General features: G+C 65.8%; 29 protein-coding genes. 15 read left to right on the forward strand and 14 right to left on the reverse strand.

Going from position 1 to position 26,805, the window contains the following annotated elements; all coding sequences use genetic code 11:
* Positions 1–9 precede the first annotated feature (9 nt).
* The 12 genes from CDA09_RS17705 (at position 10) to cysQ (ending at position 10,546) form a co-directional block, all read left to right on the forward strand.
* A complete protein-coding gene (locus CDA09_RS17705) occupies positions 10–1,245 on the forward strand; it encodes a type II secretion system F family protein (RefSeq protein ID WP_121429856.1) in 1,236 nt (411 codons plus the stop codon).
* A 55-nt stretch (positions 1,246–1,300) separates the two neighbouring features.
* Positions 1,301–2,152: a prepilin peptidase gene (locus tag CDA09_RS17710; protein ID WP_121429857.1), complete on the forward strand. Its 852-nt coding sequence runs from the start codon at positions 1,301–1,303 to the stop codon at positions 2,150–2,152.
* 123 nt (positions 2,153–2,275) lie between these two features.
* Positions 2,276–2,539, forward strand: a complete 264-nt coding sequence (locus CDA09_RS17715; protein WP_121429858.1) for an FmdB family zinc ribbon protein — start codon at positions 2,276–2,278, stop codon at positions 2,537–2,539.
* A gap of 15 nt (positions 2,540–2,554) precedes the next feature.
* The gene (locus CDA09_RS17720; RefSeq protein WP_121429859.1) at positions 2,555–3,181 is read left to right on the forward strand and encodes a DUF502 domain-containing protein; all 627 of its coding nucleotides are present in this window, start codon (positions 2,555–2,557) and stop codon (positions 3,179–3,181) included.
* Between the two features lie 43 nt (positions 3,182–3,224).
* On the forward strand, positions 3,225–5,024 hold the full coding sequence (gene aspS, locus CDA09_RS17725) for an aspartate--tRNA ligase (protein WP_121429860.1): 1,800 nt from the start codon (positions 3,225–3,227) through the stop codon (positions 5,022–5,024).
* A 178-nt stretch (positions 5,025–5,202) separates the two neighbouring features.
* Entirely contained in the window at positions 5,203–6,825 is a 1,623-nt protein-coding gene (locus tag CDA09_RS17730) for a tetratricopeptide repeat-containing response regulator (protein ID WP_121429861.1), read from the forward strand.
* 61 nt (positions 6,826–6,886) lie between these two features.
* The gene (locus CDA09_RS17735) at positions 6,887–7,252 is read left to right on the forward strand and encodes a guanyl-specific ribonuclease (RefSeq protein ID WP_286164214.1); all 366 of its coding nucleotides are present in this window, start codon (positions 6,887–6,889) and stop codon (positions 7,250–7,252) included.
* Between the two features lie 14 nt (positions 7,253–7,266).
* Positions 7,267–7,710 (forward strand): barstar family protein, encoded by a 444-nt coding sequence (locus CDA09_RS17740; protein ID WP_121429862.1) that lies wholly within the window; start codon positions 7,267–7,269, stop codon positions 7,708–7,710.
* A gap of 8 nt (positions 7,711–7,718) precedes the next feature.
* Positions 7,719–8,183: a dihydroneopterin triphosphate diphosphatase gene (gene nudB / locus CDA09_RS17745; RefSeq protein ID WP_121429863.1), complete on the forward strand. Its 465-nt coding sequence runs from the start codon at positions 7,719–7,721 to the stop codon at positions 8,181–8,183.
* 120 nt (positions 8,184–8,303) lie between these two features.
* Entirely contained in the window at positions 8,304–8,720 is a 417-nt protein-coding gene (locus CDA09_RS17750) for an Hsp20/alpha crystallin family protein (protein ID WP_121429864.1), read from the forward strand.
* Positions 8,721–8,834: 114 nt separating this feature from the next.
* Positions 8,835–9,737, forward strand: a complete 903-nt coding sequence (gene argB / locus CDA09_RS17755) for an acetylglutamate kinase (RefSeq protein ID WP_121429865.1) — start codon at positions 8,835–8,837, stop codon at positions 9,735–9,737.
* Between the two features lie 11 nt (positions 9,738–9,748).
* Positions 9,749–10,546, forward strand: coding sequence for a 3'(2'),5'-bisphosphate nucleotidase CysQ (cysQ, locus tag CDA09_RS17760; protein WP_121430913.1), 798 nt, complete (start codon positions 9,749–9,751; stop codon positions 10,544–10,546).
* Between the two features lie 97 nt (positions 10,547–10,643).
* Here cysQ and CDA09_RS17765 read toward each other — a convergent pair whose 3' ends face one another.
* Positions 10,644–10,943, reverse strand: coding sequence for an acyl carrier protein (locus CDA09_RS17765; RefSeq protein WP_121429866.1), 300 nt, complete (start codon positions 10,941–10,943; stop codon positions 10,644–10,646).
* 105 nt (positions 10,944–11,048) lie between these two features.
* On the opposite strand from CDA09_RS17765, the gene CDA09_RS17770 reads away from it, so the two are divergent.
* Positions 11,049–12,644: an acyl-CoA ligase (AMP-forming), exosortase A system-associated gene (locus CDA09_RS17770; RefSeq protein ID WP_121429867.1), complete on the forward strand. Its 1,596-nt coding sequence runs from the start codon at positions 11,049–11,051 to the stop codon at positions 12,642–12,644.
* The gene (locus CDA09_RS17775; protein ID WP_286164216.1) at positions 12,641–13,885 is read left to right on the forward strand and encodes a pyridoxal-dependent decarboxylase, exosortase A system-associated; all 1,245 of its coding nucleotides are present in this window, start codon (positions 12,641–12,643) and stop codon (positions 13,883–13,885) included. The genes CDA09_RS17770 and CDA09_RS17775 overlap by 4 nt, the downstream gene beginning before the upstream one ends.
* Positions 13,886–13,959: 74 nt before the next feature.
* Here CDA09_RS17775 and CDA09_RS17780 read toward each other — a convergent pair whose 3' ends face one another.
* Entirely contained in the window at positions 13,960–15,075 is a 1,116-nt protein-coding gene (locus CDA09_RS17780) for a porin (protein WP_121429868.1), read from the reverse strand.
* A 335-nt stretch (positions 15,076–15,410) separates the two neighbouring features.
* A complete protein-coding gene (locus CDA09_RS17785) occupies positions 15,411–16,682 on the reverse strand; it encodes a porin (protein ID WP_121429869.1) in 1,272 nt (423 codons plus the stop codon).
* A gap of 391 nt (positions 16,683–17,073) precedes the next feature.
* Here CDA09_RS17785 and rpoH point away from each other — a divergent pair, with 391 nt between their 5' ends.
* Complete coding sequence (rpoH, locus tag CDA09_RS17790; RefSeq protein ID WP_121429870.1) at positions 17,074–17,922, forward strand: RNA polymerase sigma factor RpoH; 849 nt, start codon at positions 17,074–17,076, stop codon at positions 17,920–17,922.
* Positions 17,923–17,970: 48 nt separating this feature from the next.
* On the opposite strand, the gene CDA09_RS17795 is transcribed toward rpoH, so the two are convergent.
* From CDA09_RS17795 to coxB, 11 genes are all read right to left on the reverse strand, one after another.
* Entirely contained in the window at positions 17,971–18,564 is a 594-nt protein-coding gene (locus CDA09_RS17795) for an SCO family protein (RefSeq protein WP_121429871.1), read from the reverse strand.
* A gap of 32 nt (positions 18,565–18,596) precedes the next feature.
* Entirely contained in the window at positions 18,597–19,505 is a 909-nt protein-coding gene (gene cyoE, locus CDA09_RS17800) for a heme o synthase (RefSeq protein WP_174718455.1), read from the reverse strand.
* Positions 19,477–20,514: a COX15/CtaA family protein gene (locus CDA09_RS17805; RefSeq protein ID WP_121429872.1), complete on the reverse strand. Its 1,038-nt coding sequence runs from the start codon at positions 20,512–20,514 to the stop codon at positions 19,477–19,479. Before CDA09_RS17805 ends, cyoE begins: the two co-directional genes overlap by 29 nt.
* On the reverse strand, positions 20,511–21,176 hold the full coding sequence (locus CDA09_RS17810; RefSeq protein ID WP_121429873.1) for an SCO family protein: 666 nt from the start codon (positions 21,174–21,176) through the stop codon (positions 20,511–20,513). The genes CDA09_RS17805 and CDA09_RS17810 overlap by 4 nt, the downstream gene beginning before the upstream one ends.
* A complete protein-coding gene (locus CDA09_RS17815) occupies positions 21,154–21,879 on the reverse strand; it encodes an SURF1 family protein (protein ID WP_121429874.1) in 726 nt (241 codons plus the stop codon). Before CDA09_RS17815 ends, CDA09_RS17810 begins: the two co-directional genes overlap by 23 nt.
* A 13-nt stretch (positions 21,880–21,892) precedes the next feature.
* Entirely contained in the window at positions 21,893–22,744 is an 852-nt protein-coding gene (locus CDA09_RS17820) for a cytochrome c oxidase subunit 3 (protein ID WP_121429875.1), read from the reverse strand.
* 20 nt (positions 22,745–22,764) lie between these two features.
* The gene (locus CDA09_RS17825) at positions 22,765–23,010 is read right to left on the reverse strand and encodes a DUF2970 domain-containing protein (protein WP_121430916.1); all 246 of its coding nucleotides are present in this window, start codon (positions 23,008–23,010) and stop codon (positions 22,765–22,767) included.
* A gap of 5 nt (positions 23,011–23,015) precedes the next feature.
* Positions 23,016–23,579, reverse strand: coding sequence for a cytochrome c oxidase assembly protein (locus tag CDA09_RS17830; protein WP_121429876.1), 564 nt, complete (start codon positions 23,577–23,579; stop codon positions 23,016–23,018).
* Positions 23,576–23,701 carry a cytochrome oxidase small assembly protein gene (locus CDA09_RS23540; RefSeq protein WP_217351259.1) on the reverse strand — a complete coding sequence of 42 codons (126 nt, stop codon included), beginning with the start codon at positions 23,699–23,701 and terminating at the stop codon, positions 23,576–23,578. Before CDA09_RS23540 ends, CDA09_RS17830 begins: the two co-directional genes overlap by 4 nt.
* 139 nt (positions 23,702–23,840) lie before the next feature.
* Complete coding sequence (gene ctaD, locus CDA09_RS17835; RefSeq protein WP_121429877.1) at positions 23,841–25,418, reverse strand: cytochrome c oxidase subunit I; 1,578 nt, start codon at positions 25,416–25,418, stop codon at positions 23,841–23,843.
* A 53-nt stretch (positions 25,419–25,471) separates the two neighbouring features.
* Entirely contained in the window at positions 25,472–26,596 is a 1,125-nt protein-coding gene (gene coxB, locus CDA09_RS17840; protein WP_121429878.1) for a cytochrome c oxidase subunit II, read from the reverse strand.
* Positions 26,597–26,805 lie beyond the last annotated feature (209 nt).

Here is a 26,805-nt window from a genome sequence, read left to right on the forward strand (position 1 = left end):
CAAACGCTCATGGCGACCACCACCACCCGGGCCAGAGGCGCCACTGTCGGCCCCAAGGAAATCCTCTACACGTGGGAAGGCAAGGACAAGAATGGCAAGCAGGTACGCGGCGAAATGCGCGCGAGCGGCGAGTCCGTGGTCCAGGCCACCCTGCGCCGCCAGGGCGTGCAGGTCCTCAAGGTCAAGAAAGCCAAGATGTCGCGTGGCCACAAGATCACGGACAAGGACATCGCACTCTTCACGCGCCAGCTGGCGACCATGATGAAGTCCGGCGTCCCGCTGCTGCAGGCCTTCGACATCGGCATCAAGGGCTCGGGAAACCCCAGCCTCGCACGCCTGCTGAACGAAGTCCGCAACGACGTCGAAACGGGCTCCAGCCTGTCCCAGGCCTTCAGCCGCCACCCCGTCTATTTCGACAAGCTGTTCTGCAACCTGGTGGGGGCTGGCGAACAGGCCGGTATTCTCGACGGGCTGCTCGACCGCATCGCGACGTACAAGGAAAAAATTCTCGCGATCAAGGGCAAGATCAAGTCGGCGATGTTCTATCCGATGGCGGTCATCGTGGTCGCGGCCATCGTCGTGACCGTGATCATGCTGTTCGTGGTCCCCGAGTTCAAGAAGGTGTTCGCGAGCTTCGGCGCCGAACTTCCTGCGCCGACGATGATCGTGATCGGCATGTCCGACGCCTTCGTCCAATACTGGTACGTCGTGTTCGGCATCATCGCGGGCGTCATCACCGGAATCAGCTATACGTACAAGCGCTCGACAGCGATGCAGATCGCGGTTGACCGCGCCATCCTCAAACTGCCCGTGGTCGGCGAGATCGTCCTCAAGGCGACCATCGCACGCTGGACGCGCACACTCTCGACGATGTTCGCCGCGGGCGTGCCGCTGGTCGAAGCACTCGACTCCGTCGGTGGCGCATCGGGCAACTACGTCTACCAGACGGCGACCAAGCAGATCCAGACCGAGGTCAGCACCGGCACCAGTCTGACCGTGGCGATGCAGAACTCCAGCGTCTTCCCGAGCATGGTCGTGCAGATGGTGTCGATCGGCGAGGAGTCGGGCCAACTCGACTCGATGCTCGGCAAGGTTGCCGACTTCTTCGAACAGGAAGTCGACGACGCCGTCGCCGGCCTGTCGACACTGCTTGAACCGCTCATCATGGTCTTCCTTGGTACGGTCATCGGCGGCCTCGTCGTCGCGATGTACCTGCCGATCTTCAAGCTCGGCCAGGTCGTCTGACCGGGCCCGCGCAGCCCGGCGCAATGCCGCCGGGTTGCCCCACACACGCTCACCCATGCCCGAATTTCTTCGCGACCCGGTCGCATTCACGTTCCTCGCAACGCTTCTCGGCCTCTTCGTCGGCAGTTTCCTGAACGTCGTGATTCATCGCCTGCCCCGAATGATGGAGCGCGAATGGCACGCGCAAGCCGCGGAACTGCGTAATGAACCGCCTCCCGAGCAGGAGACGTTCAACCTCGCAACGCCGCGGTCACGCTGCCCACACTGCGGGCATCTGATCACCGCACTCGAGAACATCCCGGTCGTCAGCTACCTGATGCTGCGCGGACGCTGCCGCCACTGCGGCGCGCCGATCAGCCGCCGTTACCCCGTGGTCGAAACGCTGTCCGCAGTGTTGTCGGGCTACGCCGCCTGGCACTTCGGGGCCGGCCTTGCGGCAGTCGGCGCGATGGCCTTCCTCTGGACGATGATCGCGCTCGCCTTCATCGATCTCGACACGCAGTTGCTCCCCGACAGCCTCACCCTGCCGCTGCTGTGGCTGGGCCTCGCGCTGAACCTGGGCGGCACCTACACGGATATCGCGACGGGCGTGATCGGCGCAATGGCAGGCTACCTTTCCTTGTGGTCGGTGTATTGGCTGTTCAAGCTGGCTACCGGCAAGGAAGGCATGGGCTACGGCGATTTCAAGCTGCTTGCCGCCATCGGCGCCTGGCTGGGTTGGCAGATGCTGCCCTTGACGATCCTGTTTTCATCGCTGGTCGGAGCGGTGGCCGGCATCGGGCTCATCGTGTTCGCCCGCCACGGCCGGAGCGTCCCGATCCCCTTCGGCCCCTACCTCGCCGGGGCGGGCGTCCTGGCGCTGTTCTGGGGAAAGAGCCTCACGGGTATGTATCTCGGCAGTTTCTAGGCAGGGTTGAAGACCCGCAGCGAACCCCCATATGGTAATCGCTGCTGCTCCGCGGCCTGCGACTCACTTCTCGCCAATGCTGCGTTGCGCTAGACTTCAAAGTCTTGATTTCCGGAGGTTGCCATGCCTATTTACGAGTATCGTTGCGACAGTTGCGGGTTCCAGAAGGAACACCTTCAGAAGATGAGCGACGCGCCGCTCACCGTCTGCCCGTCGTGCAATGCGGACAGCTACCGGAAGCAGCTCTCCGCGGCCGGCTTCCAGCTGAAGGGCACCGGCTGGTACGCAACGGACTTCAAGGGCGGCCCTTCCGCGTCCGCCAAGGCGGCGGAATCCTCCGGTGCGCCGGCCGGTTGCGGCGGCGCATGCGCCTGCCACCCGGGCTGAGGGCGATCGGCGCACGTGAAAAAGTATTTCATCACCGGGCTGCTGATCTGGATCCCGCTGTCGATCACGTTCATGGTCCTGGCGTGGATCGTCGGCACGCTCGACCAGATCATCGAATGGCTGCCCAAGGGCCTGCAGCCGCGGAACCTGCTCGGTTTCGACATCCCCGGCGCCGGCCTCGTGGTCGGCCTCGTCATCCTGCTCGGCACGGGCCTCATTGCGGCCAACGTCATCGGGCAGAAGATCGTGCGCTACTGGGAAGCGCTGCTCGCCCGCATTCCGGTCGTGAAGTCGATCTACTACGGCGTGAAACAGGTTTCCGACACGCTGTTTTCCAGCTCGGGCCAGGCGTTTCGCAAGGCGCTGCTCGTCCAGTATCCGCGCGAAGGGTCCTGGACGATCGCCTTCATGACAGGCAAGCCTGGCGGCGACGCCGCCAATCATCTCAAGGGCGAGCATGTCAGCGTCTATGTCCCGACGACGCCGAACCCGACCTCGGGGTTCTTTCTCATGATGGCGAAGGAAGACGTGATCGAACTCGACATGAGCGTCGATGAAGCCTTGAAGTACATCATCTCGATGGGCGTGGTGGCACCTCCCAACCACGTCGCTCCAGCGCGCTCGACGCTGCTGGTTGAGTAACCCGCGGCCGCATCGGCCGCGCCCTCGTTTCGGAACTGAACCCATGCGAACCAAGTACTGCGGCCAGGTAAGCGCCGCCGACCTCGACCAGACCGTGACCCTTTGCGGTTGGGTACACCGCCGCCGCGACCACGGCGGAGTCATCTTCATCGATCTGCGCGATCGTGAAGGTCTCGTGCAGGTCGTCTGCGACCCCGATCGCGCCGACACTTTCCGCACCGCCGAATCGATCCGCAACGAGTACGTGGTCAACCTGACGGGCAAGGTGCGCCGCCGCCCGGCCGGCACCGAGAACGCGAACCTCGTCTCCGGCGAGGTGGAAGTGCTGTGCCACACGATCGAGGTGTTGAACGCCTCGGCGACGCCGCCGTTCCAGCTCGATGACGACAACCTGTCCGAGAACGTGCGGCTGGTGAACCGCGTGATCGACCTGCGTCGCCCGCAGATGCAGCAGAACATGATGCTGCGCTACAAGGTGGCGATGGCCTTCCGCCGCTTCCTCGACGCGCAGGGCTTCATCGACATCGAGACGCCGATGCTCACGAAGAGCACGCCGGAAGGTGCGCGCGACTACCTCGTGCCCTCGCGTGTGCACCCGGGCCAGTTCTTCGCCCTGCCGCAGTCGCCGCAGCTCTTCAAGCAGCTCTTGATGGTCGCGGGTTTCGACCGCTATTACCAGATCACGAAGTGCTTCCGCGACGAAGACCTGCGCGCCGACCGCCAGCCGGAGTTCACCCAGGTCGATATCGAGACCTCGTTCCTGAACGAGATCGAGATCACCGCGATCATGGAAGACATGATCCGCTTCGTGTTCAAGGAAGCGCTCGCGGTCGAGCTGCCCAATCCCTTCCCGCGCATGACCTACGCGGAAGCGATGCGCCGCTTCGGCTCGGACAAGCCGGACATGCGCGTGACGCTGGAATTGACCGAAGTCACCGACGCCGTCCGCGACGTTGCCTTCAAGGTCTTCAGCGGCCCGGCCACCAGCGGCGGCCGCGTCGCCGCGCTGCGCATCCCGGGCGGCGCCTCGCTGACGCGCGGCGAGATCGACGAGTACACCAAGTTCGTCGGCATCTATGGCGCAAAGGGGCTGGCCTACATCAAGGTCAATGACGTCGCGCAGCCCAACGAAACCGGCCTGCAATCGCCGATCGTCAAGAACCTCCACGAGACCGCACTGCGCACCATCCTCGAGCGCACCGGCGCCCAGTCCGGCGACCTGATCTTCTTCGGCGCGGACAAGACCAAGGTCGTCAACGACGCCCTCGGCGCGCTGCGTATCAAGCTGGGGCACGAGAAGGGCTATGTGACCGGCGACGCGTGGCGTCCGCTGTGGGTGGTCGACTTCCCGATGTTCGAGTACGACGAGGAAGACAAGCGCTGGGTCGCGTGCCATCACCCTTTCACCAGCCCGAAGGACGAGCATGTCGAGCAGCTCGAATCGAATCCGGGCGAGTGCCTTGCGAAGGCCTACGACCTCGCGCTGAACGGCTGGGAGATCGGCGGCGGCTCGGTGCGTATCCATCGCGCGGACGTGCAGGCGCGCGTCTTCGACGCGCTCAACATCGGCCCCGAGGAGCAGCAGGTCAAGTTCGGCTTCCTGCTCGACGCGCTCCGGTACGGCGCCCCGCCGCACGGCGGTCTCGCCTTCGGTCTCGATCGCATCGTCACGCTGATGACCGGCGCCGAATCGATCCGCGACGTGATCGCCTTCCCGAAAACGCAGCGCGCGCAGTGCCTGCTGACCGATGCGCCGGGGGCGGTCGATGAAAAGCAGTTGCGCGAGCTGCATATCCGCCTGCGCCAGAAAGTCGAAACCCAGGTCGAAGTCGCCAAGATCTGAACGTCGGCACGCACCGCATGACAAGGGCAGATGGGTGACCATCTGCCCTTTGTCTTTTGCGGGCCCCCGCCTGCCGGTTCAGGGCGCAGCGACAAAAGCTACAGATTTCACCCGACATTGCCGTAAGCTTCGGAAACGCCCCCCGCGTAACGAAACCCGAACCGCACCGAATGCGAACATGGCCGAACTCGAACGACTGAATTTCCTCATTGTGGAAAGCAACCAGGGCATGCGCAGCCAATTGCGTTCGATGCTCAACAGCTTCGGGATCGCCAACGTCAAGTTCGCCCCCTCGGCCGGGATGGCGATCAGCCGCCTGCGCGACCGTCGCTATGACGTCATCCTGAGCGAGTACAACCTGGGTGACGGCCAGGACGGCCAGCATCTGCTGGAAGATCTGCGCAACAAGGAGATCATCCCGCTCGACACGCTGTTCATCATGATCACCGGCGAACGCAACTACGAGCGTGTGGTGAGTGCGGCAGAACTTGTGCCGAACGACTACATCCTGAAGCCGCTGACGCCCGACATGCTCCACGTGCGGCTTCTCCGTGCGCTGGAAAAACGTGAAATCTTCCAGCCCGTCTATCGGATGATCGAAACCGGGGACACGCAACAGGCCATCGAACTCTGCGCGGCCAGAGCGGAGTCCCATCCGCGCTACCGTACCGATTTTCTGCGCCTCGAAGCGGAGCAGCACGCCGCTCTCGGTCATACCGAACAGGCGGAAGCCATCTACCGCGAGATCCTCACGGCAAGGGTGGTGCCGTGGGCACGGCTGGGGCTGGCCAGGATGCTGTTCGCGAAAAAGGACTATGCCGCGGCAGAGGAAATACTGAGCGAGCTGGTTGCGGAAAACAGCCGGTATGTCGATGCCTACGATTGGCTGGCCCGCACGCGCGAAGAGACCGGCCGCCTCAAGGAAGCGCGCGACGTGCTTGCGAGCGCAGTCTCCCTCTCGCCTCATCGCCTGAAGCGCCTGCGCCATCTTGGCAGCGTCCAGTTCGCGGCCGGCGACACGGCCGAAGCCGAGCGGACCCTGGCCGAGGTCGTGCGCAAGGGCAAGTATTCCGATTTTCGCGACCCGGAGGACCACGTGCAACTGGTCCGGGCGCAGTTGAGCCAGGGGCGCACCGCAGAGGCCCAGGCGACGATCCGCGACCTCGAGTCGAGCATGGAGGGCTTGTCCACCACGCCCGCGTGCGCTTCGCTGTCGAAAGCCCTCTATCACACCCGCACAGGCTCCCCCGAGCTTGCCCAGGCGGCGCTACAGGATGCCTTGCAGACCGGATCGGCCCTATCTGCGCTGTCGCTCGACATGAAGCAGGAGCTGGTCAAGGCCTGCCTCGACAATCACCTCGAGGCGGCCGGCAGCCAGCTGGTGATCGACATTCTGCGCAACGCGGCCGACGAGCGCACCGTCGAGAAGACCCGCGCAATCCTGCGGGAGCGCGGTCGCAGCGATCTTTCCAATGAACTGGAAGAGCGTGTCCATGTGGAGGTGCGCGCCCTCATCAGCGCGGGCGCGGAGATGGTCAAGGCGGGCAATTTCGACGGCGCGGTGCGCGAAATGATGGCCGCAGTGCAGAAGATGCCGGGAAATCCGCATGTACTGTTCAACGCGGCCCTTGCCGTGCTGCGGCATATCGAAAATCGCGGCTGGAACGAACGCCTGGCGGCACAGGCACGCGGGCTGATCGCGCGCACACGGCGCCTCGACCCGACCAACCCCCGCCTCGAGGCGCTGAGCGGGTTCATGCAGCAGCTGGTACGGAAATACGCCCCGCGCCAGGGCGGGTAAGCGGAAAGCGCGATTCGTATGCGCCGGCAGCCCGACCGGCGGGATGGCTTCGGAGGATCTCTTGCGAGCTTTGGCACTCAGATTGGCGCTGTTCATGGCGGCAGCGCTCGCGGCACTCCCCGGGTGCGGCCGCGGACCGGACAATGCGGCGGTCGCGAATGCGCTTCCGCCCGAGGCGGTCGCCACACTGCGCCTGATCGACCGGGGCGGCCCTTTCCCTCACCGCAAGGATGGCACGGTGTTCCAGAACCGCGAGCGGCAGCTGCCGGACAAGCCGCGCGGCTACTACCGCGAATACACAGTAACGACGCCGGGCGCCGATGATCGTGGCGCGCGCCGCATCATCACCGGTGGCAACCCGCCCGAGGTGTATTACTACACCGGCGACCACTATCGCAGTTTCCGCCGGATCGAATCGCTGCGGTGACGCGGGAGGAATCGATGGATCGGGAAGATCAACTGGCCGCAAGGCTGCACAAGGCCTCCGGCGCCGGGGTATACCACTTGCCCGGCGACGGCGGAGCCGCCCTCGCCGCTGCTGCCGCAGCCGCGGGCCTCGGCGTGGCACATGCCGACCTGCAGGATTGCCGGGACAAGGCCGAGTTCCTGCGCCGCGTGGCTGCGACCTTGCGTTTTCCCGCATGGTTCGGACACAACTGGGACGCACTCGCGGATTGCCTGACCGACATGAGCTGGTGGCCCGCCGACGGCCATGTGCTGATCCTCGCACACGCGGATCGGTTTCGCGCCGCTGCGGAACAGGATTTCCTTCAGGCGCTGGAAATTTTCGGCGAAGCCGCGAGCGAACGGGCAGCGGAGGGCGTGCCTTTCTGGATCTTCGTCGGACTGACCGCCGACGGCCTTGTCCACCTGCGCACGTTCTGACGAACGCGATGGCCTACAAGCTGCCGGTGTCGGTGCTCGTCGTGGTTCACACCGCGACCTTCGACATCCTGTTGCTGGAGCGCGTCGCACCGCCGGGATTCTGGCAATCGGTGACAGGGAGCCTGGAGCCGGGCGAGACGCCCGCCGAGACCGCGTTGCGGGAACTTCGCGAGGAAACGGGCATCCGTGCCCGACCGGAGCACCTGGTCGATTGGCATCACTGCAATCGCTTCGTGATCCGCGACGAATGGCGCCACCGTTATGCGCCGGACGTTTCGCACAACACGGAACATGTCTTCAGCCTGTGCGTGCCGGATGGCCAGGCGGTGGCGCTCGCCCCCGACGAGCACGACGCCGCGCTCTGGCTGCCGCAGGCGGCGGCGGCCGCGAAGGTGTTTTCGTGGACGAACCGCGACGCGATCCTGCAGCTTCGCGAGCACTACCGCGGCAACCAAGCCGGCACACCCGCTTAGCTTCCAGCCCCCCTGACCGACCGGCGCGAGCGCCTCCGGGGCACGGCGCCGGTCTTGAAATGCCCCATTCCGATCCTATATTTGGGATGGGAAGACCCTGTTGCCAAAGAGGAGAAAGCCATGAGCAATCTGATTCGTCGCGATCCCTTCGATGACCTGCTGCGCGGATTCTTCGTCCGCCCGGTCGATTTCGGCGGCGGCGTCAGCGAAGCTCCCCAGATGCGCGTGGATGTGAAGGAGGACAACGACGCCTACGAGGTTCACGCGGAACTGCCGGGTATCAGGAAAGAAGACATTCATGTGCACATCGACGGCCCGGTGGTGTCGATCAGTGCCGAACGCAAGCAGGAAAAGGAAGTGAAGGAAGGTGAGCGGGTGCTGCGCACCGAACGTTATTTCGGCAAGGTGTCGCGCAGCTTCCAGTTGGGCCAGGAGATCGACGAGGCCCGCTCGAGCGCCCGGTTCAACGATGGCGTGCTCGAACTGAGTCTGCCCAAGAAAGCGCACGAGCAGGCAAGACGGCTGACGATCGACTGACGTTCCCCGCTGTCTAGCGTCCGGCAAAGCCGCGATCCCCGGAAAGGGATTGCGGCTTCTGCTTTGCAGCATGACTCTTTAAAATGGCGGCGCACAATCATTCAGGAAGCTGCCATGTCCGACTCCCCCGACGCTCGCAAGGTGACGCCCGCGCTGAAGGCCGAAATCCTCGCGGAGGCCCTGCCCTACATCAAGCGTTTCTTCGACAAGACGATCGTCATCAAGTACGGCGGCAACGCGATGACCGATCCGAAGCTGAAGGACTGCTTCGCGCGCGACGTCGTGCTGCTGAAGCTGGTCGGGCTGAACCCGGTCGTCGTGCACGGCGGCGGCCCCCAGATCGAGAACCTGCTCGCGCGCGTCGGCAAGAAGGGCGAGTTCGTCCAGGGCATGCGCGTGACCGATGCCGAGACGATGGAAGTCGTCGAGATGGTGCTGGGCGGGCAGGTCAACAAGGAGATCGTCAACCTCATCAACCAGGCCGGCGGGAAAGCGGTCGGCCTGACCGGCAAGGACGCGAACTTCATCCGCGCGAAGAAGCTGTTGATGCAGAAGAAGGACGCGCCCCCGGGAGACCTCGTCGATATCGGCCAGGTCGGCGAGATCACGCAGATCGATCCGAGCCTGATCTCCTTCCTCGACAAGGGCGATTTCATCCCCGTGATCGCGCCGATCGGCGTTGGCGAGGATGGCGAGACCTACAACATCAACGCCGACGTGGTCGCCGGCAAGCTTGCCGAGATCCTGAAGGCCGAGAAACTCGTGCTGCTGACGAACACGCCGGGCGTCCTGGACAAGGACGGCAAGCTGCTGACCGGCCTCACGCCGCGCCAGATCGACGATCTGGTCGAGGATGGCACGCTGTCGGGCGGAATGCTGCCGAAGATCGGCTCGGCGCTGGACGCGGCGCGCAACGGCGTGAAGTCGGTGCACATCATCGACGGCCGCGTCGAGCACTGCCTGCTGCTGGAGATCCTGACCGATCACGGCGTCGGCACGATGATCAAGAGCAAGTGACGACGGGCCCCGTGTCGGATCATCATCACCTGCCCGATCTCCTCGAGCACCTGCTGCCGATTGCACGCCAGGCCGGCGAGGTCGTCATGTCGGTGTATGCAACCGATTTTTCGGTACGCGGCAAGGAGGATGCGTCGCCCGTCACCGAGGCGGACGAGCGTGCGGAAGCGGTCATCCTCGCCGGGCTCGCAGCCCTCGCGCCCGACATCCCGGTAGTGGCCGAAGAGGCGGTCGCGGCGGGACACGTTCCGGCAATCGGCGAGCGCTTCTGGCTCGTCGATCCGCTCGACGGGACCAAGGAGTTCATCAATCGCAACGGCGAGTTCACGGTCAATATCGCACTCGTCGAGAACGGCCAGCCGCTGCTTGGCGTGGTGCTCGCGCCCGCCCTCGGCAAGTTGTTCGCGGGGCTGGTCGGCACCGGCGCCTTTGTCGAGGACGGACAGGGCAGACGTGCGATCCGCTGTCGCGTGCCACCGTCCGAAGGCCTGACGGTCGTCGCCAGTCGCTCACACGGCGATGCGGCAGCGCTCGATGCCTTCCTCGCCGGCCGCACGGTCGCGAGGCTCGCCAACGCGGGCTCGTCGCTGAAGCTATGCCTGATCGCCGCGGGCGACGCCGACCTTTATCCGCGCCTGGGGCGCACGATGGAATGGGACATCGCCGCCGGCCATGCCGTGCTGGCGGCCGCGGGGGGGCGCGTCATGGAACTGAACGGCGGCCCCCTCGCCTACGGCAAACCGGGCTTCGAGAACCCGCACTTCGCCGCATGGGGTTTCGACGAAGGCATCGCGCCCCGGGGCGGGTGATTGCATCTGCAATGCTGCCGTGTCCGTCGTCACGCGGATCGCGCGACTGCTGCGCAACCACATCGCGGCCGCGATTCTGGTCCCGGCCCGGGCCGCATCAGCCAACACTGAGGCGGCTGACGAAATCGACAACGGTCCCCACGGTGGCGAAAGAACTGCCGTCGACCTCGTCGTCCGGCACCTCAATGCCGAAACGCTCCTCGATCGCCTGGATCACGGCAAGCACTGCCATCGAATCGAGTTCCGGCACGCTGCCCAACAGCGGCGTGTCGGCGTCGAACAGCAAACCGCGTCCATCGAGACTCAACACTTCGTCGAGCAGGGCCAAGACCTGTTCCTGGATATTCAAAACGAAAACCTCGCTGCACCGACCAACACACTTTACGATTGCAACCATCCGCCACCGGCTTCCGGCGCGGAACTGCGAATTATACTTCCGGTCGGCGCCGAACTCCGCCGCCCATTGTCGGAATAATGCACGATCCCGAACCCGGAACACTCGATGACAACGACCGCCCTGCTCCACGGCCTGCTCCGCAGCGCCGTTGCGCGCAATCCCGCACAAGCGGCGCTAACGCGCGCAGCACAAACCTTATCCTACGCGGAACTCGGCACGCAATGCGACGCATTTGCCGCCGGCCTGCTCGCGTTGGGCCTCGCGCGGGGCGAACGGGTAGCGATCTATCTTGAAAAGCGCTTCGAATTCGTATCAGCCGCCTTCGGCACGAGCGCTGCCGGAGGCGTGCTGGTCCCGGTCAATCCGCTACTGAAGGGTGAACAGGTCGGGCACATCCTGAACGACTGCAACGTGCGCGTGCTGGTGACGAGTGCCGAGCGCCTGCCCTTGCTGCAGCCGGTGCTGGCGGCATGTCACGATCTGCGGCAAGTGGTGCTGGTCGGGAATCCCGTCACGCTGCCCACCGTCGAAGGCGCGAGCGTGCACCGCTGGAGCGATCTTGCCGAAGCGCCCGCCCGCGCCGGCCATCGCGTCATCGATTCCGACATGGCCGCGATCCTGTATACGTCGGGCAGCACCGGGCGGCCAAAAGGCGTCGTGCTGTCCCACCGCAACGTCGTCACGGGCGCCCGCAGCGTCGCGCAATACCTCGGCAACCATTCCGGCGACACTTTGCTTGCGGCCCTGCCGCTGTCGTTCGACGCCGGCCTGTCACAGCTCACGACGGCCTTCCACTCCGGGGCACGCGTGGTGTTGATCGACTATTTGCTGCCGCGCGACGTGCTCAACGCCGTCGTGCGCGAACGGGTGACCGGACTCACCGCAGTGCCGCCGCTGTGGATCCAGCTCGCGGGGCTCGAGTGGCCGGGGACCGTCGGCGAACACCTGAGGTACATCGCCAACACCGGCGGGCGCATGCCCTTCGAGACGCTGAAGACGCTGCGCGCCAAGCTGCCGCGCACGCGCCCCTTCCTGATGTACGGCCTCACCGAAGCCTTCCGCGCGACCTACCTGCCGCCGGAAGAGATCGACCGTCGCCCCGATTCGATCGGCAAGGCAATTCCGAACGCCGAAGTGCTGGTGCTGCGCGAGGACGGCACGGAATGCGCGCCGAACGAACCCGGCGAACTGGTGCAGCGCGGGGCGCTGGTCGGCATGGGCTACTGGAACGATGCGGAAAAGACTGCCGAGCGCTACAGGCCGCTGCCGGCGGGCATCGGCGGACGCGACGCCGGGCTGACGATTCCCGAGATCGCCGTGTTCTCAGGCGACACCGTGCGCCGCGACGAGGACGGCTTCCTGTACTTCATCGGCCGGCGCGACGAGATGATGAAGACTTCGGGCTATCGCGTGAGCCCCACGGAAGTCGAGGAGATCGTCTATGGCACCGGCCGCGTCGGCGAATGCGTCGCTTTCGGCGTGCCGCACCTGGCGCTCGGACAGGCAATCTGCCTCGTCGCAACGCCCGCGCCGGGCACAACCCTCGACACGGCGGCGCTGCTCGCAGACTGCCGCAACCGCATGCCCGCCTACATGGTGCCGTCACGCGTCGAAGTGCGCAGTGGTCCGCTCCCGCGCAATCCCAACGGGAAGATCGATCGCAAAACGCTCGCCGCCGAAGTGCAGGAGGCCGCGCGATGAGCGGCGCCGCGAAATCCGCCCCGGTACACGCGCCGATGACGCAGTTCGCGAGCGAAAACGGCGAGCTCCTCGTCGGCGGCATCCCGCTCACCCGTCTTGCTGCACGGGTCGGACGCACGCCCTTCTACGCCTATGACCGCAGGGTACTGAACCGGCGCATTGCCGAACTGCGCGCGGCATTCCCCCCGGCGGTCCAGCTTCACTACGCGATGAAGGCGAACCCGATGCCGGCGCTGGTCGGCCACATGGCGACACTGGTCGACGGCATCGACGTGGCGTCGGCTGGAGAGCTCAAAGTGGCACTCGATGCCGGGGTCGCTCCGCACGACATCAGCTTTGCAGGTCCGGGCAAGCGCGACGCCGAGCTGGTGCAGGCGGTCGCCGCCGGCATCCTCGTGAATGTCGAATCGCTCCGCGAGATCGCCCCGCTGGCGGCCGCTTCAGCTGCGCTCGGGGTCCCGGCACGCGTTGCCGTCCGAGTCAATCCGGATTTCGAACTCAAGTCATCAGGGATGAAGATGGGGGGCGGGCCGAAACAGTTCGGCGTAGACGCCGAGCAAGTCCCCGAACTGCTCGCCGAGATCGGGCGCGCGGGCTGCACATTCGAGGGCTTCCACCTTTTCGCCGGGTCGCAGAATCTCAAGGCCGATGCGATCATCGAGGCGCAGCGCAAGAGCTTCGAACTCGCGGTACGCCTCGCCCAGGCTGCGCCGGCACCGGTGAAATGCCTGAATCTCGGCGGCGGCTTCGGCATTCCGTACTTCCCGGGCGAACAGGCACTCGAGCTCGCCCCGATCGGCGAGAACCTTGCCGCGCTCGTCGCCGAGGCGGCGCGCGATCTGCCTCAGGCCGCGCTCATCATCGAACTGGGACGCTACCTCGTGGGTGAGGCGGGTCTCTACGTGTGCCGGGTCATCGACAAGAAGGTCTCGCGCGGCCACACCTACCTCGTCACCGACGGCGGTCTTCACCACCACCTATCGGCATCGGGAAATTTTGGACAAGTGATCCGCAAGAACTACCCCGTCGCGATCGGCAACCGGATGGGTGCCGTGGCGGGTGACGCGGTATCGGTCGTCGGGCCGCTATGCACGCCGCTCGACCTGCTTGCCGACCGGATGGCGCTCCCGGACGCGGAACCCGGCGACCTGGTGGTCATCGGCCAATCGGGCGCCTACGGTGCCAGCGCCAGCCCGCAGGCCTTCCTCGGCCATCCGGCCGTGACCGAAGTGTTGGTCTGACCGCGCTGCGGCGCCGCAAAGGGAAACGGGCGCCGAAGCGCCCGTTTCCCTTTGGTCAGACCGTCGTCGGACGATCAGAAGTTGTGGCGCAGGCCGACACCGATCGAGGTGTTGTCCAGACCCGGAGCCGAGCCGAGGAAGCTGTATGCACCGCCGCCGTTATACGCACCCCCCGTGGCGATCGACACTTCCTGCTTGTCGTTGTCGATCTTGGTCCACTGTGCGTAGACCTTGGTGCGCTTCGACAGGTTGTAGTTGTAGGCCAGCGTGAGCTGCTTTGCGCCCGTGTCGCCGGTGTGGCTCCAGTCGCGTGCGACAGCGTAGTTCACGTGGAACTCGTTGGCACCGACCGGAACCATCACCGCGACGCGGTAGTGGTTGCGGGAGTGGTCGCCGGTAAGGCCGGTGCTGGCCTGCAGGCCGCCGTTCTCCGACCTGTTGTGCTCTGCCAACGCGCCGACGACAACCGCCTTGAAGTCATACACGCCCGCCAGAACCAGCGCGCTGTCCTTGCTCCGGCCCTGCGTGAAGTTGTAGAAGCGGTTGGTCTGCGCGTAGCCGAAGCCGGCGTGCAGCGGACCGTTGTTGTAGGTCAACGTGCCCGAGTAGTGCGCCGGACGGTCGTTGCGGGTGGAGGTTGCGGCCGCCTGTTCGTTCAGCGCCGAGTACTGTGCCTCGACCATGAAACCGCCGCCGAAGGTCGGGCTCGCGTAAGTAACCGAGTTGCGGAGGAAGAAGTTTTCCGGATCGTAGGCCGGCACCCAGATGAACGCATCCGACGAGTTTCCGGTGTCATGGTTGTGCATGCCCAGATAATCGTGCGTCGCGTAGTACAGCGGGCTGGTGATGTAGCCGAGCCTGATCGTGCCCAGGCTGTTGCTCTTCAGGCCAACGAAGGTGTCACGGCTGGCCAGCTTTCCCTGACTGCCATTCGAACTTCCATCATCCGCGCGGAAGCGGCTCTCGACCTGGAACAGCGCCGACAGGCCGCTCCCGAGGTCCTCGTTGCCGCGGAATCCGATACGGGAACTGTTGTCGACGACTTGGGTGACGCTCTTCTGGCCTTCGACCTTGGTCTGTTCCAGCGAGGTATTCACGCGACCGTAGATGGTCACGTTGGATTGCGCCTGGGCGGCACCGGCGACACCGATGGCAGCCAGCGCGATGGCCAGCGTCTTGACGTTCAGCATTGATTCGACTCCCCACTTGTAATGGATTTGATTGTCGGCTTTCTGCAAACCTGTCCGCACGGAATCCCGCGTGAGGATCCGCGCCCGCAGCAGAAGCACAGCGCGATTATAGGGGGCGCAACAATGCAGGAAAGAAGAACCTTACCCCATCGTCACAGAATTGTCGCATGCATGCAACAGGAGTGATGACCCTTATTGCGGACATCGGACGCGGATGCCGCGCGGGTCGCAGCGAAAGGCACAAGCGCCCCTCACGATCCCCCCAGCCGCGGATGACGTGGACGAAAAAACGGGCGCCGAAGCGCCCGTCTCGATCAATTCCGGACGGACCGGAATTAGAAGGTGTGACGCAGGCCCAGACCGAAGCCGGTCGGATCCTGGTCGGCGCTAACGAGACCGTTGGAGCCGATACCGCTCAGGTAGAAGTCGGCGGCCGAGTCGCGCTGGTTGTTGATACGGGTGTAGTACGCCTTGACCATCGTGCGCTTGCTCAGGCTGTAGGTATAGCCGAGGGTCCATTGCGAGAACTGGGTTTTTCCATCGTCGAGCCTGGTGCAGCCAGTGACATCGCAATCATTACCCTTGATCTTCTGCGAACGCGCGTATTGCAGATAGGCGGCCTGATTGCCGGCGAACTTCTGCTCGGCACCGACCATCCATGCGTTGCGCTTGGCGTCGAGGTTAATGTTACGAAGCGCGGGAGAGGCAAGCCCCGTACCAGTTTGAGCCTCGTACTTCGAGCGGTCCCACAGGGCCGAAATCGTCGTGTTGGTCGGGAACGAGTACTTGGCGGCGATACGGCCGGTCTTCACCTTGTCGTGGAGGCCGTTGACGTTAGCAAGACCGACGGCGTTTGTTGCGAACGGGCCGACGTTCGGCGCGCTCGAAGCGGACGGATCCTTTGCGTAGCCATAGCCAGCCGACACGTACAGCGGGCCGTTCTCGTAGGCCGCAGCGAGCTGGTAGGCGTTCGAGTTGACGCTCTCACCGCGGTTCTGGGACTCCGACTTCTTGTTCTCACCGGCCGAATAGGCCAACTGGGCGGCGAAGCCGCTAAAGCTCGGCGTCGTGTACATCACGGCATTGTTGATGCGCTCGTCGATGCCGGTCTTGATGCCGGCGATCGTGCCGTAGGTGGCAGCCTGGAAGCCGATGCCGGTCGCAGCCGGGTTGAAGTCGACCTTGGCGCCAGCGGTACGCATGAAGGTGGTCAGCTTGCCGAGCTGGACGGTACCGAAGCCGCCGTTCAGGCCGACGAAGGTGTCGCGGGTTGCCAGGGTGCTGGTGCCCGAACCGTCGGCGTTGAAGCCGCTTTCGACCTGGAACAGGGCCTTCAGGCCGTTGCCGAGGTCTTCAGTGCCGCGGAAGCCGATCAGCGAGCTGTTCGAGGTGACGCGGGCGCGACGCTCGATTTCACGAAGCCTGCCATCGACCCGAGCGCCACGAACGCCAAAATCGCCGTTAACGTCGATGAAGTCCGCGCCGCCCTTCGCCTGCACGGACTCCAGGGTCGTGTCGACCACGCCGTAAACGGTGACGTTGGTCTGCGCGAAAACCGGAGCGGACGCCAGGCCAGCGACGGCCAGGGCGATCAGTTTCTTTTGCATGTATTTCTCCTCTAATTGAAGCTGAAGCCGCGGTCATGACCCCGGCCCGACTTACCTCTCAAGCGAGAAGTTGCCACGATTGTGCTTAACGGGCGCGTAACGGTGCAAGACTCGCTCGCGCGGAACACGGCAAATGGATAAAAGTTGTTGCACAGGCGCAACAAGCCGCAACATCCGACAGCCTCGTGTAATTTGCGGACGCACCTCGAGGCTTGCGCGGACACGTTGCCAGGGCGCGTTCCGGGCCTTCCCACTACCCGACGCGGATAGCGACGGGGGGCAAATTTCACGTCTACGGCATAGCCGGGATCACTGGCGCGGGAACTCGCCGCGGGCTTTAGCACTCAGAGACGTTGAGTGCTAAAATCACGCGCATGGAGGACCCCCGTACATGAGCCAAGCCCTGTCGTTCCCCGTACCGTCTGCCGCCGGCAGCATCGATCAGTACATCCAGTCGGTGAATCGCATTCCGCTGCTCACCGAACGCGAGGAGATGGAACTGGCGACCAGGTTGCGCGACGAGGGCGACCTGGAGGCGGCGCGCCGGCTGGTGATGTCGCACCTGCGCCTGGTGGTGGCGATCGCGCGCGGCTATCTCGGCTACGGGCTGCCGCATGCGGACCTGATCCAGGAAGGCAACATCGGGCTGATGAAGGCGGTGAAGCGCTTCGATCCGGCGCGCGGCGTGCGGCTGGTATCGTTCGCGATCCACTGGATCAAGGCCGAGATCCACGAATACGTGCTGAAGAACTGGCGGCTGGTGAAGGTCGCAACGACGAAGGCGCAGCGCAAGCTGTTCTTCAACCTGCGCAGCCTGAAGCAGGATTCGACGACCTTGAGCGGCGACGAGATCCACGCGGTGGCGGCACAACTGGGTGTGAAGCCCGAGGAAGTCATCGAGATGGAGACGCGCCTGAGCGGGCGCGACATCCCGCTCGAGGGCGACAGCGACGACGATGACGAGCGCTTCGCGCCGATCGCCTACCTGCCCGACCCGCACGCGGAGCCGTCGCAGGTGCTGGAGCGCGCCGAGCTCGCACACCTGCACGAGGTCGGCCTGCACGAGGCGCTCGCGAGCCTGGACGAGCGCAGCCGCAACATCGTGCAGCGGCGCTGGCTGGCGGAAGGCGACAGCGCGACGCTGCATGAACTGGCGGCAGAGTATGGCGTCTCGGCGGAGCGCATCCGCCAGATCGAGGCGAAGGCGCTGCAGAAGCTGCGCGGGCTGCTCACGGTCTGAGCAGCTTTCCGGCCCCGCAACGCGAACGGCAGCCACTGGCTGCCGTTTTCATTTGCCGGCGAGCAGGGTGCGGAGGTCGGCGACGATGTTCTCGGCGGTCTCGCCGTGCTTCACGTAAAGGCGCGCACGGCCGGTCGGGTCGAAGACGTAGGTGCCGGTGGAGTGGTCGACGGTGTAGTTGTTGCCCGAGGTGTCGCCGCTCTTCTGGTAGAAGACACGGAATTCCTTCGCGACTGCGGCCGTCTGCGCCGCGTCGCCGCGCAGGCCGAGAAAGTGCGGGTCGAATACCGGGACGTACTGGGCCAGGAGCTGCTGCGTGTCGCGCTCGGGGTCGACGGTGACGAAGAGGACCTGCACGCGCGCCGCGTCGGGACCGAGCTGGCGCATGGCTTCGGCCATGGTCGCGAGGTTGGTCGGGCACACGTCGGGGCACTGCGTGTAGCCGAAGAACAGCGTGACGACCTTGCCGCGGAAGTCGGCGAGCGTGCGCGGCGTGCCGTGGTGGTCGGACAGCGCGAGCCCCTTGCCGTAGTCGGCGCCGGTGATGTCGGTGGCGCGGAAAGCCGTGGTGGAGTTGGGGCTGGAGCAGGCAGCGAGGGTGGCAACTGCAAGGGTTGCGGCGACGATCAGGGCGCGGAGCATCTTTCCTGGATGAGATGAGTCGAAACGGTGGATCAGAAACGCAGGTAATGATCCGCCAGCAGCCCCGCAAAGAGCAAGAAGAGATACAGGATGGAGAAGCGGAAGGCGCGTCGCGCGCGGGCATCGCTGTAGTCGCGGTACAGGCGCCAGGCGTGCCCGAGGAAGGCGCCGCCGAGCGCGACTGCGGCGATCAGGTAAACGAGCCCGCTCATGCGCGTGGCGAAGGGCAGCAGCGTGACGCCGAAGAGGATGCACGTATACAGCAGCACCGACAGGCGCGTGAATTCCGGGCCGTGGGTGACGGGCAGCATCGGCAGCCCGGCGCGTGCGTAGTCGGCGCTGCGGTAGAGCGCGAGGGACCAGAAATGCGGCGGGGTCCAGGCGAAGATGATGAGGAAGAGGAGCAGCGCATCGGCGCTGACCTCGCCCGTGACGGCAGCCCAGCCGAGTACCGGGGGCATGGCGCCGGAGGCGCCGCCGATGACGATGTTTTGCGGCGTGCGCGGCTTGAGGAAGATGGTGTAGACGACCGCGTAGCCGACGAAGGTGGCGAGCGTGAGCCACATCGTGAGCGGATTGACGAGCTGGTGCAGCAGGGCGAGGCCGGTGCCGCCGAGGGCGGTGGCGAAGGCGAGCGTTTCGCGCGGGGTGATTTCGCCGCGTGGCAGCGGGCGGCCGCGGGTGCGGCTCATGCGGGCGTCGATGTGCGCTTCGATGAGGCAATTCATTGCCGCCGCGGCGCCGGCGACACAGGCGATGCCGACGGTGGCGGCGAGCACGACGGCCGGCGGGGGCAGGCCGTCGGGGACGGCGAGGAACATGCCGATGATGGCGCAGAAGACGATCAGCGTATTGACGCGCGGCTTGGTCAGCACGTAGAAGGCGTGCAGGCGCGATCCTGCGAGGTGGGATTCAGGCGTATGAATTTTCGCGGCCGGCATGGCCTGCCCTCCTCTGTGCGGCCGGCGCGGGGAGGCGGGTCCCGCGCAGGCCGTGATTGATCCAGACCATCACCATGACCAGCGCCGCCGCCCCCGCGTTGTGCGCGACGGCGAGCGGCAGCGGAAGGCTGGACGTGACGTTGGCGATGCCCAGGGCGAGCTGGGCGGCGAGCGCGGCCAGCAGGACGACGCCGAAACGGCGTGTCGCGGGCCGGCGCAGCAGGGCGCAGCCGAGCGCCAGCAGCGCGGTGCCGGCAAGCAGCGCGCCGATGCGGTGTGACCAATGGATGGCGGTGAGCGCCGCGAGCGGGAGCGCTTCGCCGTCGGCCGTCATGCCGAGTTCGCGCACGACGTGGAAGGCGTTCGCATAGTCGGCCACGGGCTGGAAGCTGCCTTGGCAGGTGGGGAAATCGGTGCAGGCGAGTGCGGCGTAGTTGGTGCTGGTCCAGCCGCCGAGCACGATCTGGAGGGCCAGCAATACGAAGGCGGCGCGCGCGAGGCCGGCCAGGCGACGCGAGACGTCGACGCGCGGCTGCGCATGAACGCGCAAGGCGAGCCACGCGAGCAGGGCCAGGGTCGTCAGGCCGCCCAGGAGGTGGGCGGTGACGATGGCGGGCTTGAGCAGCAGCGTGACGGTCCACTTGCCGAGCAGCCCCTGGACGATCACGACGGCGACGAGCGCAGCGGCGATCCGTGGGGAGGCCCCTGCCGCGCTGCGCTGGCGCCACGCGAGGGCGGCGATGGCGACAATGAGCAGGCCGAGGCTCGCGGCGAGGTAGCGGTGGATCATTTCCTTCCACGCCTTCGGCAGGCTGACCGGCCCCTGCGGGTCGGCGGCATGGGTGTCGCGGATCTCGTCGGCGGCGTGGTGCGGGCTCACCTGGCCGTAGCAGCCCGGCCAGTCGGGGCAGCCGAGGCCGGCGTCGGAGAGGCGGACGTAGGCGCCGAAGACCACGACGAGGGTCGTGAGCGCGAGTGCGAGGAGAATCAGGCGGCGGTAGGCGGTCATCCCGGAGTCCGCATCGGGTTGGCGGAGTTCGGCCGGGAGGGCTGCCCCCGGCCGAGCGCCGAATACTTGAGCAGGCGTTGCAGATCTTTGACGACGCGGCGCGGGTCGGCGTTCTCGGGGAAGCGCATCATCACGTTGCCGCGCGGGTCGACCAGATAGACGTGGCGACCACGCTCCGCGGCGGGCAGGCGGGCGAGCCATGCCGGCGTGGCGCGGGCGAGGCGCAGGCCGGCGTGCGGCGCGAGCAGGTCGCCGGCCGGCGTCGCGGCGTCGGACAGCAGCCACAGGCGCGCGACGCGGTCCATCTCCTCGCCTTGCGCGAGCCGCGACTGGCGCATCGCGTAGAGGGCATCGGCACAGGCGCGGTCGCAGGCACCGGGCGCGGCGAACAGCAGGGTCCAGCGGCCATCGAGCTCGCTGCGGGCGAAATCCGCTTGGCCGGCGACGCCCGGCAGGACGGCGTCGGGCAGGGCGGCAGGGACGAGCAGTTCGCCGTAGTTCGTGCGCCCTTCGGGCTGCCAGACGTAGTACGCGAAATAGGACGCGGCAACGGGCAGCGCGCAGACGAAGGCGAGCAGCGCGAGCGTGCGGCGTCCCGTGCGGGTTTGCGCGGAATCCGCAGGCGTTGCGGGCGAACCGTCAGACAGGCTTGCGCTGGTCATGCCGAGGGCTCCGGAAAGCGTTCCACAGGTACCACAAGGTGAGTGCGGTCGCGAGCGCCGAGAGGGCGTACCACTGCAGGGCGTAGCCGCGGTGACGGTCGATGCCGGCGTCGGGCTCGGGCCAGTCGCGGATCAGGCCGTCGGCGGCGGGGCTGGTCTGCTGCACGTAGAAGTCGGCGACCGGCAGATGCGTTTCGGCGCGGTAGCGAGGGAGATCGAGGGTCTGCCGGACGGGGCCCGAGGACGTGTCGGCCCCGAGCAGGAAGGGTTTGGCGTCGGGATGACGCACGCGGCCGGTGACGACGATCGCGCCGGGCGGATTGTCGACCCGGGGGAGTTGCGTCCGGTCGGGCGCGGCCGCCGTCCAGCCGCGATTGACGAGCACGACGCCCCCCTGCCCTGCGATCTGCAGCGGCGTGACGACGTGATAGCCGGCGTGGCCCTGGTGCACGCGGTTGTCGATCAGGATGCTGCGCCCGGGGAGCCATTCGCCGCGGAGTTCGAGCTTCTGCCACTCGACCGGGGGCTTCGAACCGGGGGGCTGCGCGGGGCGTTCGGCCGCGACGCGGTATGCCGCCTGCAGTGCAGCCTTTTCCGCTGCGCGGCGCGTCTGCCAGTTGCCCAGTTGCAGCGTGAGCAGCGCGAGCGCGATGCCGGCGAGCAGCGGCACGGGATGCGGGCGGGCGTTGCGGCGCAGGCTCATCCGGACAGGCCGCTTACAACAGGTAGACGACGAGGAAGAGCAGCAGCCACACGACGTCGACGAAGTGCCAGTACCACGTGGCCGCTTCGAAGCCGAAGTGGCTGTCCGGCGTAAAATGGCCGGCGATCGCGCGGCCGAGCATCACCGTGAGCATGATCGCGCCGACCGTGACGTGCATGCCGTGGAAACCGGTGAGGAAATAGAAGGTGGAGCCGTAGATGCCGGTGTCGAGGCGCAGGTTCAACTCGGCATAGGCGTGGCCGTATTCGTAGATCTGCAGGCCGAGGAAGAGCAGGCCCAGCAGGATGGTGACAAGCAGGCCGAGCTTGAGTTGGCCGCGCTTGTCGTGGCGCAGCCCGTGGTGCGCCCACGTGAGGGTCCCGCCGGAACTCAGGAGGATCAGTGTGTTGAGCGCGGGGATGCCCCAGGCGGTCATCGGCGTGAAGGGGCTGGATTTGCCCGGTCCGGCGGTGGGCCAGCCGCCGACGAAGCCCTGCCACAGGAGCTGCACCGTGTCGCCGGTCGAGAGCCAGGGCACGGCGAGCACGCGGGCGTAGAACAGCGCGCCGAAGAAGGCGGCGAAGAACATGACTTCGGAGAAGATGAACCAGCCCATCGACCAGCGGAAGGAGCGGTCGACGCGGTGGCCGTACTTGCCGCCTTCGGATTCGTGCACGACCTGGCCGAACCAGCCGAACAGCATGAAGACGAGCACGGCGATGCCGAGGAAGAAGACCCACGGCCCGGCCTTGATGCCGTTGAGCCACATGGTGGCGCCGCCGGTGAAGAGGAGCAGCGCGACCGAGCCGAAGATCGGGTACTTCGAGGGCTCGGGCACGAAGTATTTTTCGAAGGTTTGCGTCATGTGCGGTCTCCCTCCCTTCCCTACCCCGATGAACCGATCACCAGGCGCACAACGGCGATGATGGTCAGCACGAACACGAGCCCCGCAAGCAGGCCGGCGGCGATGACTGCGCGCGGGTCGAGCGAATGGACATCGCTCTCGTAGTCGTGGCGCCGCCGTATGCCGACGAAGGACCACAGCACGGCACGCAGCGTCGCGAGGAAGCCGGCACGCGGCCGCGTGGCGGACTCGTTGCGGGAAGGGGCGTGCGGGTCGCGGTCCGGCATGGCGATCACGAATTGCTTCCCGCGTCGTCGCCGGCGATGCGGCGCGCAGCGACTTCGAAGAAGGTGTAGGAGAGCGTGATGACCCGGACGTCCGCGGGCAGGCCAGGATCGACGACGAAGACGACGGGCATGGTGCGCGTTTCGCCGGCGGCGAGCGTCTGCTTGGCGAAGCAGAAGCATTCGAGCTTGCGGAAGTATTGCCCGGCCAGCTGCGGACCGTAGCTGGGGACGGCCTGGCCGGTGACGGGTTCGCCGCGGGTGTTGGTGACTTCGTAGGCGACGGTGGCGAGTTCGCCGGGGTGGACGCTGATCTGGGTTTGCAGCGGGCGGAATTGCCACGGCAGATCGTGGGTGTTGGCGTCGAACTGGATGGTGATGGAGCGCGCGAGGTCGACCTGGGTGTTGGCGACGGTATCGGGCTGGACGAGGTTGTTGATGCCCGTGACTTCGCAGATCTTCTGGTAGAAAGGCACGAGCAGGAAGCCGAAGCCGAACATGACCACGGCGGCGACGGCGAGGCGCACGAGGAGGCGGCGGTTTTCGGCAGCGACGCGGACTTGCGTGGTCATGGAGCGGGCCCCTTGAAGCTGAACAGGGCGGCGATAAAGAACGCGAGCGCGACGGCCGCCAGCAGCAGCGCGGTGCGGCGGTTGGCGGCGCGGCGGGCGGGGTCGTCGCTGCTGGGGGTCATGGTTTTGTTGCCTTCGATCCGCGCCGAATGGGATATCCGCTCTGCAGGCTGCGGAACTCGCCCTGCGGGCTCAGACAGTCCTCACCTGCGCCGCGGATACCCCATCCGGCGCTCGCATCGGGAAAACGTGACCGCTTGCTCATCTCACCACCGGCGCTTCTTCGAACGTGTGGTGCGGGACGGGTGACGGGAGCGTCCATTCCAGCCCCTCGGCGCCCTCCCATGCGCGCGCCGCCGCCTTCTCGCCGCCGCGCACGCATTTCACGACGGCGTAGAGGAAGATGAGCTGCGACAGCCCGAAGCCGAAGGCGCCGATCGAGGCCACCATGTTGAAGTCGGCAAACTGCAGCGCGTAGTCGGGAACACGCCGCGGCATGCCGGCGAGGCCAAGGAAGTGCATCGGGAAGAAGGTGACGTTGAAGAAGATCATCGAACACCAGAAGTGCAGCTTGCCGATGCGCTCGTCGGGCATGTGGCCGGTCCATTTGGGCAGCCAGTAGTAGGCGCCGGCGAAGAGCGCGAAGAGGCTACCGGCGACGAGCACGTAGTGGAAGTGGGCGACGACGTAGTAGGTGTCCTGCACCTGGATGTCGATCGGGGCGATGGCGCAGATGAGGCCGGTGAAGCCGCCCATCGTGAACACGAAGATGAAGCCGACCGCGAAGAGCATCGGCGGCTCGAAGGTGAGCGAGCCGCGCCACATCGTTGCGACCCAGTTGAAGACCTTCACGCCGGTGGGCACGGCGATCAGCATCGTCGCGTACATGAAGAAGAGCTGGCCGGCGGCGGGCATGCCGGTCGTGAACATGTGGTGGGCCCACACGCTGAAGGAGAGGATCGCGATCGAGGCGGTCGCGTACACCATCGACGCATAGCCGAAGAGCGGCTTGCGCGAAAAGGTGGGGATGATCTGGCTGATGATGCCGAAGGCCGGGAGGATCATGATGTAGACCTCCGGGTGGCCGAAGAACCAGAAGACGTGCTGGTACATCACCGGATCGCCGCCACCTGCGGCGCTGAAGAAGCTGGTGCCGAAGTGGCGGTCGGCCAGCACCATCGTGACCGCGCCGGCGAGCACGGGCATCACGGCGATCAGCAGGTAGGCGGTGATGAGCCAGGTCCAGCAGAAGAGCGGCATCTTCATCATCGTCATGCCCGGCGCGCGCATGTTGAGGACGGTGACGACGATGTTGATCGCGCCCATGATGGAACTCAGGCCCATGATGTGGAGCGCGAAGATCGCCATGTCCATGCCCATGCCCATCTGCACCGAGAGCGGCGCGTAGAGCGTCCAGCCCGCCGCGGTGGCGCCGCCGGGGACGAAGAAGGAACCGATCAGCAGGATCGCGGCCGGCGGCAGCAGCCAGAAGCTCCAGTTGTTCATGCGCGCGAAGGCCATGTCGCTGGCGCCGATCATCAGCGGGATCTGCCAGTTCGCGAAGCCGACGAAGGCCGGCATGACCGCGCCGAACACCATCACGAGGCCGTGCATGGTGGTGAGCTGGTTGAAGAACTCGGGCCGCACGATCTGCAGGCCCGGCTGGAAGAGCTCCGCGCGGATCGTCAGCGCCAGCACGCCCCCGGAGAGGAACATGATGAAGCTGAACACGAGGTACATCGTGCCGATGTCCTTGTGGTTGGTCGTCGTGATCCAGCGCATCAGGCCGGTGGGGCCGTGATGGACGCCGTGCGCGTGATCGGACATGACTGCCGCCATGCTGCCTCCTTGACGATTCGGTCCTGCTCGGGTTCGCCTGCCTTCGGTCGGCATCACTTGCCTCGCGCTGCCGCGATCTGCGACGGCTGGATGGCTTCGCCGGTCTTGTTGCTCCAGCTGTTGCGGGTGTAGGTGATGACGGCCGCGATGTCCACGTCGGACAGCTGCTTGCCGAAGGCCGCCATCGGCGTGCCCGGGCGCCCGTTGAGCTCGACCGCGATCTGCGCCGCAGCCTCGCCGAGCACGACCTTCGAGCCGTCGAGCGGCGGGAAGGCGGGCGGCAGGCCCTTGCCGTCGGCCTGGTGACAGGCGACACAGTTCGCGGCGAAGACCTTGGCGCCCTGCTCGACGAGTTCCGCGAGCGACCATTCGCGCGCGCCGGCACTCGCCGCGGCGGCCATTGCGGCCTGTCGGTCGGCGACCCACTGGCTGTAGGCTTCCTGCGACACGACATGCACCTCGATGGGCATGAAGCCGTGGTCCTTGCCGCACAGTTCGGCACAGTTGCCGCGGTAGACGCCCTCCTTGTCGGCGCGGAACCAGGCGTCGCGGATGAAACCGGGGATGGCGTCCTGCTTGACGCCGAACGCCGGCAGCCACCAGGAATGGATCACGTCGGACGCGGTCGTGAGCATGCGGATCTTCTTGCCGACCGGCACGACGACGGGATTGTCCACTTCGACCAGGTAGTGCGCGCCCTTGGCGGCCTTGCCGTCGATCTGCTCGTGCGGCGTCGACAGGTTGGACACGAAGCGGATGCCCTGCCCTTCGCCCTGCAGGTAATCGTAGCCCCACTTCCACTGGTAGCCGGTGGCCTTGATCGTGATGTCCGGGTCGCGCGTGTCCTTCATCTCCAGCACCGTTCTGGTCGCCGGCCACGCCATGCCGACCAGGATGAGGATCGGGATGATCGTCCAGGCAATCTCGACCGCGGTGTTCTCGTGGAAGTTGGCGGCAACGGCGCCTTTCGACTTGCGGTGATGGATCACCGCCCAGAACATCACGCCGAACACGATCACGAAGATGAAAAGACAGATCAGCAACATCAGCGTATGCATGTTGTAGATCTGCTCGGCGATGCCGGTGACGGGGGACTGGAGGTTGAAACGGCTCTGAGCCAGGGCCGGCGACGCGAGCGCGACGAATACGGCTACTGCATGACGACCGGCAAGACTCATGTCTCTACCCTCAATCGAATGCACAGGCTCTTGCGAGCCGTATTTCAGCGAACCCGAATGGATCATGCCATAGCAAAAAAGGCACTCGCAACACGGATATTTGCTATTTGTCAATATATTGCGGCGCAATATGTGATAAATGGCACCGCGCGCGCGACATTTGTCGCCGGATCAGGGTTTTCCCGCACGGCATCGGCTCCGGCAAAAAT

The sequence above is a fragment of the Azoarcus sp. DN11 genome (assembly GCF_003628555.1).
Classification (GTDB): Bacteria; Pseudomonadota; Gammaproteobacteria; order Burkholderiales; family Rhodocyclaceae; genus Aromatoleum.